The following is a 16,681-nucleotide window of genomic DNA, read 5'->3' on the forward strand; positions in this document are numbered from 1 at the left end:
TATGTATACATATATGAGGTGGATATGTCAGCAGTATTTATTGGTAATGCCGATTTCTGGCCGAAACAACAAATTCCCTTCTATAGCGAACCGGTAAAAGCAGGTTTTCCCTCACCGGCACAGGACTATGTAGAGCGCACACTGGATTTAAATGAACTCTGCATTCGCCACCCCAATGCCACGTTTTTTGTCCGAGTTGAAGGTGATTCGATGATAGAGGCCGGCATTTATGACGGTGATGTGTTGGTTGTAGACCGCTCGGTAGATGCCGAGCATGGTGATATCGTAGTTGCTGCAGTTGGTCACGAGTTTACGGTTAAAGAGTTATGCACCCGCCCTTCACTTTGCCTGTTGCCACGTAACCCAGCCTATAAACCAATTCGTCCGCGTAATGGCGAAGAACTCAATATCTTTGGTGTCGTGACTAACGTAATCAGGCAGATGAAACGCAAATGACAACACCGGTATTTGCGCTGGTCGACTGTAATAACTTCTACGCCAGCTGTGAAAAACTGTTCCGGCCTGATTTAACAAACACACCAGTAGTGGTGCTCTCCAATAATGATGGCTGCGTGGTTGCGCGCTCAAAAGAAGCTAAAAAGCTCGGCATCAAAATGGGTGTACCGGTGTTTCAGGTTCGTGAGTTAATGCAAAAGCATGGTGTAGTAGCGTTCTCTTCCAACTACGCCTTATATGCTGATATGTCACAACGCGTCATGAACACGCTGGAAAGCCTGGCACCACGGGTGGAGGTGTACTCTATTGATGAGTCGTTCTTGGATTTAACCGGCGTTGATTTTAGCCAGAGCCTAACCGACTTTGGCCTGCAAGTACGAAAAGTAGTGCAAAAGTGGACCGGCATTACTGTCTGCGTAGGTATAGCACCAACCAAAACACTGGCAAAACTGGCTAACCATGCAGCCAAGACCTGGCCTAAAACCGGTGGTGTCGTCGACTTAACTGATAAAATGCGACAGCGTAAGCTGCTTGCCTTACTGCCCGTCGAGGAAGTATGGGGGATCGGTGGCAAGCTGACTAAACGTTTACAACAACTGGGCATTCATAACGCGTTGCAGCTAGCTGATGCAGACCCAGAGTATATTCGCCAGCAATTCTCGGTAGTGGTTGAGCGCACCGTACGAGAACTTAACGGTGAGAGCTGTATTGCGCTGGAAGAGATGGCACCGACTAAAAAGCAGATAGTCAGTAGCCGCGCCTTTGGTGAACGTATCACCGCTAAACAGCAGATGCGTGAGGCGATAAGTGAGTACATCAGCAGGGCCTGCAAAAAGCTGCGCCAAGAGCAGCAAACCGCAAAACATCTTACGGTGTTTCTTCGCACCAGCCCGTTTAGCGATAAAGACGCCCCCTACAGCGCAAGTAAAAGTATTGAACTCGACGCCCCAAGCAGTGATACCCGCATTTTTCTGACTAACGCAATGAAACTGCTCGATGGCTTGTGGTTGGAGGGTTACCGTTACGCTAAAGCCGGCGTAATGTTATCCGACTTTTACAACCCCGGTGTTTACCAGCCAGGCCTATTTGACGAGCCCGTAGTACAAAAGGAAACCGATCAAAAACTGATGCAAATGATGGATACCCTTAATGCTAAACAGGGTAAAACACTATGGTTTGCCAGCCAGGGTATGAGACAGGAATGGGGCATGAAACGGGATCTGCTATCACCTGCATACACCACGAACTGGCGAGAATTGCCGGTGGTGAAGTAACGTCTATAAAATTAGACACTAGCGTGTATCTGCCCAAAGAGCCCAACAGCCTCGCTGCAGGACTCTTTGACCAACGACTATTGGCAAGCCTCTGGCACATTCGTCAACTCTAATGTCGACAACTGTATTGGCAACTCACATTGCCCGTTATCGTCGCATTTTTGAGCGAACGCCCTTCGATTTTCGAACACCGCTTTGCCTAATATAAACCTGGTGCTCTGGAATTGGCCGACTAAACCAGTACGGTCAGCAATAGTTTGTCCATCTAACAGCGCATGCACTTCAATGACTTCATTTTCAGCCAGTTCAGGAATAGTTAAAAGCTCTATCACCGCCTGATCACACAGAGTCTGGCCTTTTGGCAGATTATCTATCATCCACTGCTGACGACAAGCGGGCACCGCGTTTAGCGACAGCGTTAAACTGTCCAGTGTCCCATCCTGCATCCTCTGTGCATTCTCGTAAAATTTCGCCGCATCAAGCACACCGTATGCACATCCTAATGTTTCACAGCGGGCGCCTTCAACCCAACGATTGACCGAAGAAATCGGCATCAATGTCTGCCATTGATAAGGTGTAAAGGCAAAGTCTTTGCTGGCATTTAAAATCATACCGGCAACCAAAGGTGACGCTAAGCTTGTGCCGTCCCAATATCCGATCCCATTATCTTTTCGCAACCCCAGCACTTCTTGACCAACGGCCATTACATCCAGCACTTCACCGTAATTACTGAATTGGGCAATATCAGCATCTCTGCTCTTGTCTGTTGCTGCGCCCACGGTGATCACTTTGTCACACTTGGCTGGGATATAGAGTGATGCATTATCCGACTGGTTACCCGCTGCGACCACAACCGTGAAACCCTTTGCAGTAACATTATCAATTGCCGATTGCAGATATAACGGACAATCGATTTCGCCAATTTTGCCACCCAGACTCATGTTGACCACACCCGGCTCACCATTGAAATCAGGGAAACCGTCTACAGACTGACCACTGAGCCAATTCAATGCAGACGCCGCGTCAGACATAAAGCCTGTACCACAATGCATAACACGCAAAGGATGAATAATTACGTCCCCTGTTGTGCCCGTCACCCCGATCCCGTTGTTGATTTTCGCACCAATCACACTGGCAACACCTAAACCGTGCATGTTGTTACAGGTTGCTCCCTCGGGGATAAATTCCAACTCTAAAAATCCTGGGCCTGGTTTAGAGAACGGTTGACTGTTCTCAAAGTTAAAGCCAGCAGCGTAATCCAGATCATCTGCCAAATGGAAACCCGTATCTAACACATAGGCATTCACGACATTGGCCGGGTTTTTCAGCATTGACCATTGCGTCAAAATTGAAGATCCCGTCGGGTTTTCGACACTGTTGGGTTGGAAGTAATACTGCTCATCAAAATATTCTTCATCTGGATTTGTCTCATTCCAGCTTTGCACGCTAATGGCCACATCCGGCTCAACGCCACTATAGAAACCGGTTTGTGACAACAGGTTTATCGCTTGCGAGACAGTGAGCTCGGCCGGCACCGTTATTGCCCGGCTCGTCAAAGGGGATTTTTGCAATGTTGCCTGGTGTATCGCCGCTCGTTCGTTACTCTTGAGAGGCACCGGCACACACCAGTTAGTGCCGCTGTCTAGTGTTATACAGTGCTCGCTTTGCTGCGTCGAGGTGGTCTGCGACGTTACGCTCCCGCTTACCAGTGGAAAGCTAACCACCAGACGCTGAGGGCGCTCTTCTATTGAATCTACCTGTGAATTTGCCTGGGCTATTGCCACTGCGCTGAATGCGATAGCAAACAAGGTCGTGTAAATGCACTTCATGTAAAACTCCTTATTCGTCATCACAGTTCACAGCCTGTGTTGGCCAGTAAGCCGCCAATATAGGCAACATCATTGTTAAATACCCAGGCACCGTCGTTGACAGTACCCAATGCCGCATTTCCAACGAATAACGAGACAGTGCCAAGCTCAGGGTTAATGTGGAACTCACCTGCGGTAACAGGCGCCATACCTTCCGCTGACAGCACAGCAAGATAGGCATTGATGTCTTGTTTGTATGAGGCGGAGAAGCTGCTAAAGCGACTCAGAGCATCGTCAAATTGGGCCTGCAATTCAGCATCGCTGCTCTGGCCAAGAAGGTAGTTTTCTAACTGAGCGGAGAGCGTTTGAAAGGCACTTACAAACGCCTCTTCAAGCTCAGTGTTATGTGCACTCTGAGTGCTTAATGACGTGTCACTGCCTAAAACGAGTGCGACATCATGAAGAGCTGCCACCAAACGCTTTTCTTCATCCAGACCGAGTAGGCGCTCATCGTTGTCTTTAAACGTTTGAATGGTAGCTAACTGATTGGTAAAGGAGCTGTTGGCAATCGTCAGATTGACGGAGCCGCTTAGCTGGCGGGTAGTATCGCTGCCATCTTGAGCGGTCCAATTAATCGTTACGTTCACATCCCGATCAATTTCTGACGCAGTGTAGCGGTATGTGGTTTCACTTAGCTTCGTTAATGTCAGCGCACTATCGCCCAATGATACCGTCAGGTTACTGGTCACGGTGCCGGTGGCATAGTTGGTATTAATCACGAACTCGCCACTGCTACCTTCGGCAAGACTGTCTGATAAGCCACTGATCGTGGCTTCAAACGGCCGGATAACAAAACTGGCCTGCACTGAGCAGTTTGAATTTACTGAGCCGGTACGGTACGTGCTGCCCTGTAGGCTGCCTGCGCAACCGGTGACACTTTGCACGGTGTAGTTTGCATCCGGCTGAACGGTGAACGTGACCGTACTCCCCTTAGCAACACTCTGTGACACCGGGGTAATGCTGCCGCCAGAGCCCGCGGTGGCGGTCACGGTAACCTGGCTATCACCACCGCCACCACCGCCACAGGCAGCCAATAGCATGCTGAGACAACCAATTGAGATAATCCTTTTTCGTTTGCCCGATGTCGCTTTTTTATACATAAATATTCTCCGATTGTTGAGTAAATCTGAACGGTGTGTCCCTAAGACGCTTCAAGCACTTCGCGCTTTTGTGAGCGTTGCTTGACAGCATTACTCGTTGCCTCGTTAAACAAGCGCTTGATATCACCCTGAATGAAAAAAGCATGGATATTGCGCACGATAACGCTCGCAATCATGCCGGCGGCAAACGCGATAAGACCTGTCATAAACCCTTCGCTGTACCAGCCCACACCTCCTGCGATAAACGCTAACAATATGGTCAGAACACAGGGCGCAGCATTGCGGGCGAAATTACGCGCAGCCGGTTTGTCGTCAAAGCGTGCTATATCACCGGTGCTGTAATTGAGATAGCCGACATAATCGGCATTACCGCCATCATCCGCCACGATTACCATCGCAATCTCATGCCCCATGCGCGCATCGACTGCGACATTACCCAGCGTGATTTTTTCCTCATTTCCATCGCGGGTTTTCAGCCAAAACTCCTGAATGGTGATTTGTGCAGATTCAATCTTGATGGGGCTATCACGGGTGCCATTTCCAGTTGAATAAACATGTGTTTTGGAATGCTTACTGCCTTCAAGGTAGGTGCCTTCGAGCAAGCTTACGGTTAATTCCATTGAGTTCTCCTGCCAGTGTTGTTAAATCAAAAAAGCATCCAAAGCAGCAATAGCGCACCGCCGATGATGACAGCGACTTTCAATTTCACGCCCTTGGGATCTTGCTGATGTGCGGCTTTAAACCGGTTGATATGTTGCTGAAATTGACCCGGGTAATTGGCCTCTTCAAGATGTTGCTTAACCTGAGAGGATGCCTGTGCGATTTTCGAATCTAATTGATGGGTTTGCGCGAACGCTTTAGCACTTTGCAGGCCTGACGCACTTGTTTCTTGCACTCGTTTCCCTATGCCACCAAATTGCGCCCACACCGCAGAAGCTGGCAATGGGTTAGACTGGTAGCCCCAGGTATACACCGTAATACATACCAGGCTTATCAAGTTAACTGCCAGGGCCGCGAGTAGCCAGGGCGAAAATAGATCAAACACATCGTTAAAGCGCCGAAGCTCAGCAAAGTAAGGGCGTAGCTCAAAAAGCTCGGTTAAGTACATGAAGCCGATGAGGTAGAAAACAGCAGATATAACAAGTGCGGGTATGCGATTTAGCGCCAGGCCATAAGCCAAAAAACCGGCTATCGAAAGCAACCAAACGAGCAACACTGACGAGTCTTCTTCCTCGAACAGGGACTCTGGCGTCGCAATGTCTACCAACTGGAAGGAAATAGCAAAGGCCAGCAGGCTTGCCAGCATACGTTTATTCATTAAGGTTGGCAGGCTAACCGGGTGAGTACGAAAATAGGTAGCGACTTTAGGGTAAAGCAACACGATTAGTAAGCTGACTAGCAGTGGAAATGCGCCAGGCGACTGGAAAAACGCCATTATCGTGGACAGTATTTGGGTCAGCACAATAACAACTGCGATCATCATTATGCTTGGGATTGGGATTTGCTTTTGGAAGATCTGCCATCCTTTATAAACGGCTAATCCAAACAGGTAGCAATAAACCAGTAGCCCCCATAGGTGAAAGGACACAAACAACAGGGCGATCGCGCTTAAGATGGCGGCAGCCTTGCGTGGTAAAATCAGAAACAATATTGCGGACAAGCAAACCAGTTGAGGTAGGTTAGACATCAATAGCATGTTATCTCTCTATAAAACGTTTGATTTGCATATATTTTCTGGTCTCGCACTTCACTGAGCTCGCCATCTAAATACACACTGTTCGCAGCCGTAACCCGCCCATTCATAGACCCATCGAAGTGATGCATGCGCAGAATGCTAAGTAATTACTTAACTGAAATATAAAGAGCCAGAACGAAAAGTGTCAAGAAATTACTTAACAAAATTGGGAGGCTATTTTTCGAAAACAAGAAAGCATAGGAGCTACAAAGTAGAGAAATTAAAGGGAGTGCTTATCGCGAAGACATGGCATTCAGACCTGCAATTTCGGAGTATACAGCAGTAAATGTTGTTACTTAAATAACATGAGGTATACGGCAATCGTGATCATTAATATGCCATAAATGCTCCTGAAGATCTTATCTGTACTCTTATTAAAGTAGCGATCTGTAACTGCTTTTGCCATGAGGGCATACAACAGTTTTACCCCTCCAACGCCGATGGCGGTTAATGAGAAAACTATAATCGTCTCCGAAAATTTGAGTCTTTCGCCGTCGAGTAAAATTGGCAACAGACTAAAGTAGAAAATGACCGCTTTTGCATCACACAGGGTGATGATGATGCCGGCGAAAAAGCTTGACGAATACTCAACAGAGTTTTGCCGAGCGACTTGGCGCTCTGGCGATTTAGTCGGCCACAGCAGTCCAACACCAACACAGAACAAAAATAATGCAGCGACGTATTTTAAATACTCAAAGATCGCCTTTTCGACCAGGAGACTGAGCCCCAATATCGCTATCAATACAAAAATCAGATCAGCAACCACAATACCCAAAACAGCAAAAGCACCGTTTTTGAATCCTGCTGATGCAGCCTTAGCGACAACCAGTGCATTGCTGGCACTGGGAATACTCGCCAAAACAACCACCGCTAAGAAAAAAGTTAAAGTATCGAAAACAACCATGGATCACAAACTCTAAAACGGGAATTGAACCTCAATATACTTTTATTGCTACGTACATAAATTGCAACCGTAAAGCAAAGACAGACGAGCATACCCCTACTAAAAGTTAAGTAATTACTTACCAATAACTATGGAGAATCAGCACGCATGTAAACAAATTACTTAACAGCGGTTGCCCGGAAAATTATGCTCACCTTGTCGAAATACCTGGATGAACTAAAGGTGCTAAAAGGCTTAAAAAATGATTCGCAACTTGCCGAGCATTTACACATGTCCCGGGCTCATGTAAGCCAACTCAGAGGTGGACTTCACATGGGTGAAGTGAAATGTTTTGAGATAGCAAAACTTCTCAACCGAGAACCTTTAGAACTCCTAAGCCTAAACAGGGCTATCCGGAATCAGGATAAACGGCTGAGTAATTATTGGCTAGAAGTACACAATAAAGTCGTGCAGAACCAATTTGGCTAAAGCACTTAGGGTCTTTGCCAAAAGACCAGTAACGCCATTGCACTCATAGATTGCTCAGTAATAACACTGCATTCCAGGCAGCTCCTGGCCCTGTCCTCAAAATAGCTATGTATATCCTGTGTCCACTTTTAGCATCTCAAGCTGTGCCTATAAATTTGATAGGGTTCATGTTGAGATAGCCACTGAGCAATACATGAGAGCATGGTATGAATGAGCAAACTGTCTATATCATCGGCTGCGGGGCAATAGGCTTTCCACTCGCAGCATTTTTAACGAACATGGGTAGAAACGTCGTTGCAGTGAGAAGCTCGTTAAGTCTGCAATCGGCGCACACCTCTTTAATTACGACCCATCAGAAAGATGCTATAACTCAGACTCTGGTTCCAGTTATAAGCTTAGACAAACTGGCAGATACCGCGGGGGTGTACGTCATTACCTCGAAATCTACTGCCAACCACGATATTGCCGAAAGGCTTAAAACAATTGGTGCAAGCGGCCCAATTATCATCATGCAAAATGGGCTTGATGTCGAAGCTGCATTTATTGAACGTGGCTTTGAGGATATTTATCGGACAGTGCTTTATTTCACCAGTGAGACAAAGGAAAACCACAACTATTCGATAAAACCAGTCAAAGCCTCACCAATAGGCATCGTAAGAGGCTCATTAGAGCGGTTTAACGATACCGTTTCTCTGCTGCAAAACTCCACGCTAACACTTGATCGTACCGACAACATTGCCGCTCACGCCTGGCAAAAGACAATTGCAAATGTGGTTTTCAATTCTCTGTGCCCACTTTTAAATCAAGACAATGGGATTTTCCATCGCGAAAGTAAAGCAATGGTCTTAGCCGACGAGTTAATCAGAGAATGCCTGATTGTGGCACATGCCAGTGGTGTTAACCTTGAGCATGAAGTGATTAGAAATCAGGTGTTATCTATCAGCAAAGCGTCAGACGGGATACTCATCTCTACATTGCAAGATCTCAACGCCGGCAGACGAACTGAGATGGATTACATCAATCTTGCCATAGCACGCAAAGCTAATAGTTACGGTCTTTCATCAAGTGTTCCCCGCATTAATTTGCTCGGGCAATTGGTGCTTCTAAAAGAACAGTTAGGTCTTCGCCAGGAGATTGGTTAAGTCAGAAATTATCCGCTTTCAAATGTTTGGTGCAAAAAAACCTGCAACCAAACGCAATAACTGTGCACCTGATAAAGTGGCGATCTGTAACTACTCAAAAAGCGGGATGCTGACAAACTAGGCTTGTTGATTAAGTGAATGCGCACATAGTCAACTTGCCAATTAGTAGTCCCAACTATCATCGGCACCCGCTCTTATCACATAGTTTCCTGGAGTAAGAGCGGACTTTTCTTCCCAGGCTAATCGTCGTAACACCTCTTTGTGTACAGAAGCGTTACATTCCTTGGGCAATGTGCATTTGCTCCTCGATAAGATCTGGGTTAAATGACTAGCTCGCAGAAAAATAATCAACTGAAAGAAACTGACTCATGGGTATATTGGACTTCACAGAAATTTGTTCCGCAAATCCTTCTCATAAGAGCGTAAAACAGTCAAAGCCAGGGTTATCACGCTGTCCAAGTGACTTTGAATTGTTCGCACAAGAGTTTTTTAGCGAGGTTAAAGGCTTCGAAATATTCCGAACGGTGTCCGTAGGTCCTGATCTGGGCATCGATATTGGAGTTGAACAACGCACTGAGCATGGATCTATAAGATGGCTGGTCAGCTGTAAACACTACGCGCATTCAAATGGAAGTATCCCAGTGACGCATGAATACGGCATCGTGGAAAAGGTAAAAAGCTGGCATTGTGATGGCTTTATCCCGTTTTACACAGGGGTACCTACGTCATCATTGTCTCAACTTATTGATGGCGCTGAAGGGTTCATTAAAGTTGAGCGCTACTATAAAGATAGAATTGAAAGGGAGTTATTAACTGACCCCGCAGGCAGTGTTATTGCCGCACGATACTTTCCAAAATCCTTGGCTAATCACTACCGAAAAATTATTAGTCCTGTCGAAAAATACACGGAACGCGATGTCATTCTGGAGAATAATGCTGCCAATCTTTTGGGTATGTCCTCTTATTATGGTGATGACACATCTCAGATCCCTCATAGCGTTTCTAGGTTAGTGAAATATGCAAATATCATGGCTGGTTTTCAGAAGCACAAACCCTACTTTGACATTGCCATGAATGATGCCGTTGCATTATTCCCTGCAATGTTTAACGTCATAGATGCGTCGAAAAACACGTTTGAACCTACATGGGACTTAATGTCCCTGATTGAGCTGGACAGAGCCGCGGCGCTCTCAGACGTCTATTTTGTCTGCTCAGTCTGGTCCTTTTGGAATTACAGAACAGCCAACATTTTATTTGCTGATTTTATGGTTCTGCGGGAAGAAAGAGACATCAACAGTGCTGACGAGTTTGAGCAGTTTCGCAAGAGCCCTCAATATAAAGCAGCACATTACGCTATTCTGAAAAGGGGCTTACTGACGCCTGGTTGCATTGGGATCCTACTACAGGATGACAAGCGTGATATTTTAGCCCGGCTGCTCGCTTTTGCTAACTCTATGAAATAATTTTTTTAACTCTGAAACTAAGAGCAGAGTTTACTCTGCTCTTAGTGTAAAAATACGTTCATCCAGATAGTGATTATAACGATACTTTGGCAATCCCTTCTTTACGTCGTATTTTATTGAGGCCAGTATTTCTCTGATAAAGGGTGTCTCTGGTCCGTTCACGCCACTGAACACTATAGTGACATCATCGAATGTCTTGCTGACGTCCAGACGAACATCATTACCCAGGTGAAGGGTTTCACCATTAACTAACGGAAGCCTCTCACCTTTAACGAGTAAGAACTCTGAACTTCGAATACCGCCGGTCGTACTTTTTATCGTTAGCACAAGTTTGTCTTTCAGTTCAAACTGGTCAAAATGGCCTAAGTTTGTGTCAGAGAAGACCGTCGAACCATCCTTGCTTTTCAGAGTGAACTGGCTATTTTCCACTGCAGCCATAGCAGATTGAAACATTGTCAGGAATGAAAGACCCAGCACAAGAATTTTGTATGACCGCATAAGAACCCCCTAAATATTGACTTCATCAGGGTAGTCCCATGGGGGAAGAATAGTAGACTCAGTTATACGCTAAGTTTGCGATACAGTTCTGGATCTGTGTTTGTGAGTATAGAAGAAACTGTACATGTCCATAAATGGCTAATCACCCTATTATCAACACAGCTTAATGTTGAAATTCACATGACTGACAAGCCTGCTTGAGTAAACAGTATGTTTTGGAGATATCATGTCAAAGATTACGTTATCTGTATTGGACTACCTGAGAAAACTGGTTTCTGGAACAATCTCAGACGGGGAGTCCACATTCATGCGATATCCTACAGCGATATCGAAAACGTTAAAAATGAGCATTGCTGACATTGGAGAAGGTAAAGCGACGGTCGCCATCGATGCTGATGCTTCTGTACATGGTAATCAGCAAGGCACGGTACACGGTGGCCTTTTAGCTGAGTTAGCTGATGCAGCCATAGGAACTGCACATTCAACCCTCATGAATGAGGGAGAGAGCTTCACCAGCATAGAGCTAAAGATAAATTTCTACCGGCCTGTCTGGAATGAGCAATTAAAGGCGGTCGCATTCCCCATCCAATCAGGTAAAACCATTACGCATTATCAATGCGACATCATCAGGCCTGACGGAAAAGTCGTTGCCAGAGCAACCAGCGTTGTTATGACATTAAGAGGCGACAAAGCGGCCGGCAGATAGCATTCAGGCCGGCCGGCTTTATTAGGCCAAAAGACCTCTCCCGCAATACCACATCCAATGTTCCGTGCGGCATTTCATACTTAATAGCGTTCCGGGCCAGTTATCCAGGCTTGTACTGCTTAATATTCAAACTTCTGTACCTATACACTTTATTAAAACAAGGTCCATTATAGATACAGGAATGCTAGCGCTGAGAAGGCCACTATGTCGCATCTGTATGAGCAACTTGCAAATGAACTAAAGCAAAGTATCGAATCAGGTCTGTATAAGGCAGGGGATAAACTGCCTGGCGTCAGAGAATTAAGTGTTGCCAGGGAGCTCAGTATCATCACAGTGCTAACCGCCTACCGACGGTTAGAAGATCTTGGCTACATAGAAGCCAGGGCACGCTCAGGGCATTTCGTCAGTGAGCGGCCTTTGTTGCGAAAGTTACAATTGGTGCAAACAAGTACAGAGAGCACAAAGCCCTGCAACCTATCAAATCAAGACATGATTTTGGCTATGGCTAAAGCAGTCACTGATATTGACTGTGTGAAGCTTGGCTCTGCCGTGCCGGCGCCCTCTTTTTATCCGCTCTCTATCGTACAGCGGGAAATTCAGAAAGCCGCCAAACATCTTGAGCGTCTTGGAGGCTATGAAAAGTCAGTGGGTTCAAATGAATTAATCCTCCAGATCACGCGAAGAATGGTCAGCCAAGGACACGATATCAGTGCTGATGACGTTGTTATCACTAATGGCGGCCAGGAGGCTTTGGCGCTGGCTTTACGAGCTGTTACCCAGCCCGGTGACCTCGTTGCTGTTGAGAGCCCGACTTTCTATGGCATCTTACAAGTGCTCAACATGCTTGGATTAAGGGTGATTGAAATACCCACCGATCCGGAGCTGGGTATTTCACTTGAATCGCTGAAAATGGCGGCTGAAGACTGGGATCTCAAAGCATGTGTACTCATACCGAATTTCAATAACCCTCAAGGTTTTCTCATGTCTGACCAACGGAAGTTGGAAGTCATCAGGCTATTAAGCAGTAAAGGTATAACCATTATTGAAGATGATACGTATGGCGACTTAGGCTACTCTCACCGGCGGCCAAGTACCTTGTTAAGCCTGTCTCCCTCGTCAGACATCATTTATTGCAACACCTTTTCAAAAACACTGTCTCCCGATCTGCGAATAGGTTGGGTTGTGTCTGGAAAACATAAATCGAAAATTGAGTTTTTAAAATTCAGCTGCAATATTGCAACTTCGGCGATTATCCAACTAGCTGTAGCTAACGTTCTCGAATCAGGCAAATATGACCGACATTTACGTAAAGTGCGGAACCAACATGAGCTTTCGGTAGAGCGGATGATTAACCGATTGTCCCAAATATTGCCGCAAGACTGTCGCATAACCATCCCTAAAGGTGGGTTTGTCGTCTGGGTTCAATTACCTGAGAACGTTGATAGCATGAGGCTTGCTACAGTTGCACTAAAAAAAGGGATAAGTATCGCCCCAGGTCCTTTGTTTACCCCGTCGAGAAAGTACCGCAACTTTATTAGACTATCTTGTGCTATACACTGGGATGCCAGAATCGAGTACGCACTGCGTATGCTTTCCGAGCTTATTGAAGCACATGACCTAAACGTCGCCTAGGAGTTATACCAATGCGATTGAGCTTATGCACCATTAAGCACTAATGGCACCACAGAGAAAGCCAGCAATAACGCCATACAGACGTTAAAGACCCGGTAGAAAACGACATGTTTAATGAGTCTGGAAATCATATGGCCACCCGCAAGCCAAATGATATTCGAGGGTAAACCAATTACCAAGAATGCCAGGGTGATTAACGAAACCTGCAACGTCATATTACCGTCTGTCGACGTGAAGGTTGATGTCACACTCGTGATCACTATCCATGCTTTAGCGTTCACCCATTGATAAAACGCCGCCCCGAAAAAGCCCAAGGGTTTGGCTTCATTTTCAGTGTCACTTACCGTCTTGAGCATCGCGATTTTAAGTGCTAACCAGAGTAGGTATAACACCCCTACCGTTTTAATGATGCTGTGCAGTACTTCATATCGTTGAAAGATGCTGCTTAATCCAATCCCGACGAGAAATACCATCAGGCAAAAACCAAAATTCACTCCAAACAGATGGGGTAAACTCTTTTTAACACCGAAGTTCAAACCTGACGTGAGCAACATAATGTTATTAGGCCCTGGCGTGATGGCAGCGGCCAGGCAGAACATAGCGAGAGAAACGAGATATTGGATATCAATAACCATGATGCTTCAAAACACTGAGGATTTACCCGTAATGGTATCGTCAGGTGACATCGGTACGATAAGTACACAGTATGTTTATTAGGTATATACAGCCAATTTTCTGCAAAAATTACTTTATGATTTCTGGTACGTCACAGATAAAGCCAAATTAGAGCGAGCAATTTAAATGAACAAACTCGTCATTGTAACTGGAGGAAGCCGGGGGATCGGCGCCGCAACCGTAAACCAGCTAGCCAAAGATGGTTTTACTGTTTGTTTTAGTTATCGAAAGAGTGCATCTGACGCAATGCAATTACAGGAACAGCTCCTACAAGCGGGCATGAAAGTGCGAGCCTACCAGGCGGACATGTCCATTGAAGCTGAGGTGATTAGTTTTTTCGATAAGGTCGAATCTGATTGGGGCCAGTTATCTCATTTAGTCAACAATGCCGGCATACTGTTACCGCAAACCAAGCTTGTTGATATCAGCGTTGAGAGATTCACTACGATGTTTAACAACAACCTGCTGAGTTGCTTTTTATGCAGTCGCGAAGCAGCTAAGAGGATGGCAAACGGTGGTGCGATAGTGAATGTATCTTCTGTTGCCGCAAAAACCGGCGCCCCATTTGAGTACACGGACTATGCGGCATGTAAATCTGGAATGGACGCGTTGACCAAAGGGCTAGCCATGGAGCTTGCACAGCGCTCGATTAGGGTCAACTGTATCCGCCCAGGCTTTGTCTATACAGACATGCATACCGATGGCGGTGAGCCTGGTCGGGTAGACAGACTAAGCTCTCAAATCCCTTTAAAGCGGGGCGGGCAACCTGAAGAGGTAGCAAATACAATATCCTGGTTACTCTCTGAGCATTCCAGCTACATCACAGGAAGTATTATTGACGTTGCCGGAGGTCGATAAACTAATAGCTGCCCTTTTGAGTGATATTTATTAGTTATATGGATTAACAATGATGCAATACTGCAAGTTAAAACTTCATTCTGACACTACGTGGCTAAGGTTAACAGGCCGCAATGAGCGAAAAGCAGAGATTCAGCACCTCAACACAATCCGCATGCGAATGACCGCTTTTACCGCAAAACCGGACATGAAGCCCGGTTTATTTAAAACGAAATTATCGGTCTATAGGGCTAATTGTCCCTGATGAATGTTGACCGATGACATGTGTATATATTTGAGTTGTCTTCAAATCCGTATGCCCTAACAGCTCTTGAACTGTACGAATGTCTGTTCCCGCTTTTAAAAGCTGCGTTGCGAAAGAGTGCCTGAATGTGTGTGCGGTAACGTGTTTCTGAACACCTGACCGTATAATACCATTCCATCTTAAAGTTTGTTCAGTACAGCCCACTCTCTAGAGCACATATTGATCACTCGATGGGTATCGCTGATAAAGCTGTTCCAGTCAATGCCGACCGCTCCAATTTCAACTTCACCATGCTTTCTAATGCCAAGCCGCAGCATGGTCAATGTCCGGTTAAAATCGATTTTAGTGCAAGAGCCGCAGAGCCGCGCGATGCGATTAAAGGGCAAATCGCTCGGATTTACTTTTACATGCACGACCGTTATGACCTCAACATGTCTCGCCAACAACAGCAGCTTTTAATGGCTTGGGATAAGCAGTTTCCCGTTACCGAGTGGGAGCGCGAGCGAGATAGACGCATTGCAAAACGTATGGGGCATTCAAATCCCTTTGTAACCGGAGAGCGCACCTGGTCTCTTGGGCATAAAAACCGCGCTGAGGGTGTGGTAACCCAGCTGCTATCAAGGCAAACACAGCAAACCCATGCACCCATTGAGATAAAAACATCTTTTAAAACAGATTTTTGCTCCATAGCACCGATTCCTTTTTGTGCAACGTAATTAAAAAGTTAAATTATAGTGATTAATTTATGCATTAAAAGAGGCGAAAGCAAGAAATGGTGTCAGGGTAACTATCTAATAACAAATGCGGGAAGGTAATGCTTACTAGATTCTGCAACCAGCAACGTTATACTTACTCTCAAATAAGGGCTTGGAGCTAGCTATGACTGAACCAACTACTTATCCCGGTAACGAGCAAGACTACAAAGGCTATCACGCCGACTGGCCGCAAACCGTACGTGAGTTGGAAGGATGCTGGCAGGAGTTACCGCAGCAGGAAGAACTGCGTGCAGGGCAAGGCAAAGCAAAGATATACCGCGAGAGTCGCTTTGATTTTTGGGCTAAATCCTTTAAATAGCGTTCCTACTTTGCCTGCTTACCATTGCAATAAAACCTCTTTGTGAATAATTTTGCTACTGCGCCGGGTTGACTAAAAACCCCCGCTTAACGCCCTTGCTGGCGCTGCTGCAACCGGCCAGAATAGCGCCATCTTGCAGTTGAGGTGGTTATGGTTAATCTGGCGTTGCTGGGCGCGTTTATTCCGACGTTTTTGTTTGTTTCGGTTACCCCGGGCATGTACATGACACTGGCGATGACGTTGGGCATGAGCCAGGGCGTGCGCCGTACGCTGTGGATGATGTGGGGCGAAATGCTCGGTGTGGCGCTTGTGGCGATACTGGCGGTATGCGGTGTGGCGGCGATAATGCTGCAGTTTCCGGCTTTTTTTCAGGGTTTTAAAGTTGCCGGTGCGGTATATCTCACTTACATAGGCCTGCAAATGTGGCGTGCTAAAGGCAAACTGGCGTTGCCGCAACCAGGCGAGCTGCCTGCCAGGCTGGCGCGGCGTACTTTATTTAGCCAGGGTTTTATTACGGCAGTGTCTAACCCCAAAGGCTGGGCGTTTCATATGGCGCTGCTGCCGCCCTTTATCGATAGCCAGCT

The 16,681-nt window shown here is 46.3% G+C and carries 18 protein-coding genes; 10 read left to right on the top strand and 8 right to left on the bottom strand.

Annotation, left to right across the window (positions count from 1 at the left end; all coding sequences use genetic code 11):
• Positions 1-24: 24 nt before the first annotated feature.
• Together umuD and umuC are read left to right on the top strand one after the other, a co-directional pair.
• On the top strand, positions 25-456 hold the full coding sequence (umuD, locus tag J3B89_RS19920) for a translesion error-prone DNA polymerase V autoproteolytic subunit (RefSeq protein ID WP_215399390.1): 432 nt from the start codon (positions 25-27) through the stop codon (positions 454-456).
• Entirely contained in the window at positions 453-1,730 is a 1,278-nt protein-coding gene (gene umuC, locus J3B89_RS19925; protein WP_215399391.1) for a translesion error-prone DNA polymerase V subunit UmuC, read from the top strand. Before umuD ends, umuC begins: the two co-directional genes overlap by 4 nt.
• 77 nt (positions 1,731-1,807) lie before the next feature.
• Here umuC and J3B89_RS19930 read toward each other — a convergent pair whose 3' ends face one another.
• From J3B89_RS19930 to J3B89_RS19950, 5 genes are all read right to left on the bottom strand, one after another.
• The gene (locus J3B89_RS19930; RefSeq protein ID WP_215399392.1) at positions 1,808-3,559 is read right to left on the bottom strand and encodes a S8 family peptidase; all 1,752 of its coding nucleotides are present in this window, start codon (positions 3,557-3,559) and stop codon (positions 1,808-1,810) included.
• 20 nt (positions 3,560-3,579) lie between these two features.
• Entirely contained in the window at positions 3,580-4,698 is a 1,119-nt protein-coding gene (locus J3B89_RS19935; protein ID WP_215399393.1) for an InlB B-repeat-containing protein, read from the bottom strand.
• A 41-nt stretch (positions 4,699-4,739) separates the two neighbouring features.
• Positions 4,740-5,318 carry a hypothetical protein gene (locus tag J3B89_RS19940; RefSeq protein ID WP_215399394.1) on the bottom strand — a complete coding sequence of 193 codons (579 nt, stop codon included), beginning with the start codon at positions 5,316-5,318 and terminating at the stop codon, positions 4,740-4,742.
• A 26-nt stretch (positions 5,319-5,344) separates the two neighbouring features.
• A complete protein-coding gene (locus J3B89_RS19945) occupies positions 5,345-6,394 on the bottom strand; it encodes a hypothetical protein (RefSeq protein WP_215399395.1) in 1,050 nt (349 codons plus the stop codon).
• A 331-nt stretch (positions 6,395-6,725) separates the two neighbouring features.
• Complete coding sequence (locus J3B89_RS19950) at positions 6,726-7,337, bottom strand: LysE family translocator (protein WP_215399396.1); 612 nt, start codon at positions 7,335-7,337, stop codon at positions 6,726-6,728.
• 674 nt (positions 7,338-8,011) lie between these two features.
• On the opposite strand from J3B89_RS19950, the gene J3B89_RS19955 reads away from it, so the two are divergent.
• Entirely contained in the window at positions 8,012-8,947 is a 936-nt protein-coding gene (locus J3B89_RS19955) for a ketopantoate reductase family protein (protein WP_215399397.1), read from the top strand.
• Between the two features lie 368 nt (positions 8,948-9,315).
• Positions 9,316-10,410 (top strand): restriction endonuclease, encoded by a 1,095-nt coding sequence (locus J3B89_RS19960; protein WP_215399398.1) that lies wholly within the window; start codon positions 9,316-9,318, stop codon positions 10,408-10,410.
• A 30-nt stretch (positions 10,411-10,440) separates the two neighbouring features.
• Here the strand turns inward: J3B89_RS19960 and J3B89_RS19965 are convergent, their stop codons facing one another.
• A complete protein-coding gene (locus J3B89_RS19965) occupies positions 10,441-10,908 on the bottom strand; it encodes a hypothetical protein (RefSeq protein WP_215399399.1) in 468 nt (155 codons plus the stop codon).
• A gap of 226 nt (positions 10,909-11,134) precedes the next feature.
• Between J3B89_RS19965 and J3B89_RS19970 the strand changes: the two genes are divergently transcribed.
• Together J3B89_RS19970 and J3B89_RS19975 are read left to right on the top strand one after the other, a co-directional pair.
• Positions 11,135-11,614 carry a PaaI family thioesterase gene (locus J3B89_RS19970; RefSeq protein ID WP_215399400.1) on the top strand — a complete coding sequence of 160 codons (480 nt, stop codon included), beginning with the start codon at positions 11,135-11,137 and terminating at the stop codon, positions 11,612-11,614.
• 204 nt (positions 11,615-11,818) lie between these two features.
• The gene (locus J3B89_RS19975; protein ID WP_215399401.1) at positions 11,819-13,246 is read left to right on the top strand and encodes an aminotransferase-like domain-containing protein; all 1,428 of its coding nucleotides are present in this window, start codon (positions 11,819-11,821) and stop codon (positions 13,244-13,246) included.
• A 23-nt stretch (positions 13,247-13,269) separates the two neighbouring features.
• Here the strand turns inward: J3B89_RS19975 and J3B89_RS19980 are convergent, their stop codons facing one another.
• Complete coding sequence (locus J3B89_RS19980; protein ID WP_251372598.1) at positions 13,270-13,881, bottom strand: LysE family translocator; 612 nt, start codon at positions 13,879-13,881, stop codon at positions 13,270-13,272.
• A gap of 166 nt (positions 13,882-14,047) precedes the next feature.
• On the opposite strand from J3B89_RS19980, the gene J3B89_RS19985 reads away from it, so the two are divergent.
• On the top strand, positions 14,048-14,779 hold the full coding sequence (locus tag J3B89_RS19985; protein ID WP_215399402.1) for an SDR family oxidoreductase: 732 nt from the start codon (positions 14,048-14,050) through the stop codon (positions 14,777-14,779).
• 214 nt (positions 14,780-14,993) lie between these two features.
• Here the strand turns inward: J3B89_RS19985 and J3B89_RS19990 are convergent, their stop codons facing one another.
• A complete protein-coding gene (locus J3B89_RS19990) occupies positions 14,994-15,227 on the bottom strand; it encodes a tyrosine-type recombinase/integrase (protein WP_008950847.1) in 234 nt (77 codons plus the stop codon).
• Positions 15,228-15,253: 26 nt separating this feature from the next.
• Between J3B89_RS19990 and J3B89_RS19995 the strand changes: the two genes are divergently transcribed.
• The 3 genes from J3B89_RS19995 to J3B89_RS20005 form a co-directional block, all read left to right on the top strand.
• A complete protein-coding gene (locus tag J3B89_RS19995; protein ID WP_215399403.1) occupies positions 15,254-15,739 on the top strand; it encodes an endonuclease I family protein in 486 nt (161 codons plus the stop codon).
• Between the two features lie 163 nt (positions 15,740-15,902).
• Positions 15,903-16,097 (top strand): hypothetical protein, encoded by a 195-nt coding sequence (locus tag J3B89_RS20000; RefSeq protein WP_215399404.1) that lies wholly within the window; start codon positions 15,903-15,905, stop codon positions 16,095-16,097.
• A gap of 150 nt (positions 16,098-16,247) precedes the next feature.
• The coding region (locus tag J3B89_RS20005) for a LysE family translocator (RefSeq protein ID WP_215399405.1) at positions 16,248-16,681 on the top strand (434 nt) is incomplete at its 3' end.

The sequence above is a fragment of the Rheinheimera oceanensis genome, from assembly GCF_018831085.1.
Classification (GTDB): domain Bacteria; phylum Pseudomonadota; class Gammaproteobacteria; order Enterobacterales; family Alteromonadaceae; genus Alishewanella; species Alishewanella oceanensis.

Coding starts and splice junctions, on each gene's coding strand:
- umuD (WP_215399390.1), top strand. CDS start 25: ATGTCAGCAGTATTTATTGGTAATGCCGATTTCTGGCCGAAACAACAA.
- umuC (WP_215399391.1), top strand. CDS start 453: ATGACAACACCGGTATTTGCGCTGGTCGACTGTAATAACTTCTACGCC.
- J3B89_RS19930 (WP_215399392.1), bottom strand. CDS start 3,559: ATGAAGTGCATTTACACGACCTTGTTTGCTATCGCATTCAGCGCAGTG.
- J3B89_RS19935 (WP_215399393.1), bottom strand. CDS start 4,698: ATGTATAAAAAAGCGACATCGGGCAAACGAAAAAGGATTATCTCAATT.
- J3B89_RS19940 (WP_215399394.1), bottom strand. CDS start 5,318: ATGGAATTAACCGTAAGCTTGCTCGAAGGCACCTACCTTGAAGGCAGT.
- J3B89_RS19945 (WP_215399395.1), bottom strand. CDS start 6,394: ATGCTATTGATGTCTAACCTACCTCAACTGGTTTGCTTGTCCGCAATA.
- J3B89_RS19950 (WP_215399396.1), bottom strand. CDS start 7,337: ATGGTTGTTTTCGATACTTTAACTTTTTTCTTAGCGGTGGTTGTTTTG.
- J3B89_RS19955 (WP_215399397.1), top strand. CDS start 8,012: ATGAATGAGCAAACTGTCTATATCATCGGCTGCGGGGCAATAGGCTTT.
- J3B89_RS19960 (WP_215399398.1), top strand. CDS start 9,316: ATGGGTATATTGGACTTCACAGAAATTTGTTCCGCAAATCCTTCTCAT.
- J3B89_RS19965 (WP_215399399.1), bottom strand. CDS start 10,908: ATGCGGTCATACAAAATTCTTGTGCTGGGTCTTTCATTCCTGACAATG.
- J3B89_RS19970 (WP_215399400.1), top strand. CDS start 11,135: ATGTCAAAGATTACGTTATCTGTATTGGACTACCTGAGAAAACTGGTT.
- J3B89_RS19975 (WP_215399401.1), top strand. CDS start 11,819: ATGTCGCATCTGTATGAGCAACTTGCAAATGAACTAAAGCAAAGTATC.
- J3B89_RS19980 (WP_251372598.1), bottom strand. CDS start 13,881: ATGGTTATTGATATCCAATATCTCGTTTCTCTCGCTATGTTCTGCCTG.
- J3B89_RS19985 (WP_215399402.1), top strand. CDS start 14,048: ATGAACAAACTCGTCATTGTAACTGGAGGAAGCCGGGGGATCGGCGCC.
- J3B89_RS19995 (WP_215399403.1), top strand. CDS start 15,254: ATGGGTATCGCTGATAAAGCTGTTCCAGTCAATGCCGACCGCTCCAAT.
- J3B89_RS20000 (WP_215399404.1), top strand. CDS start 15,903: ATGACTGAACCAACTACTTATCCCGGTAACGAGCAAGACTACAAAGGC.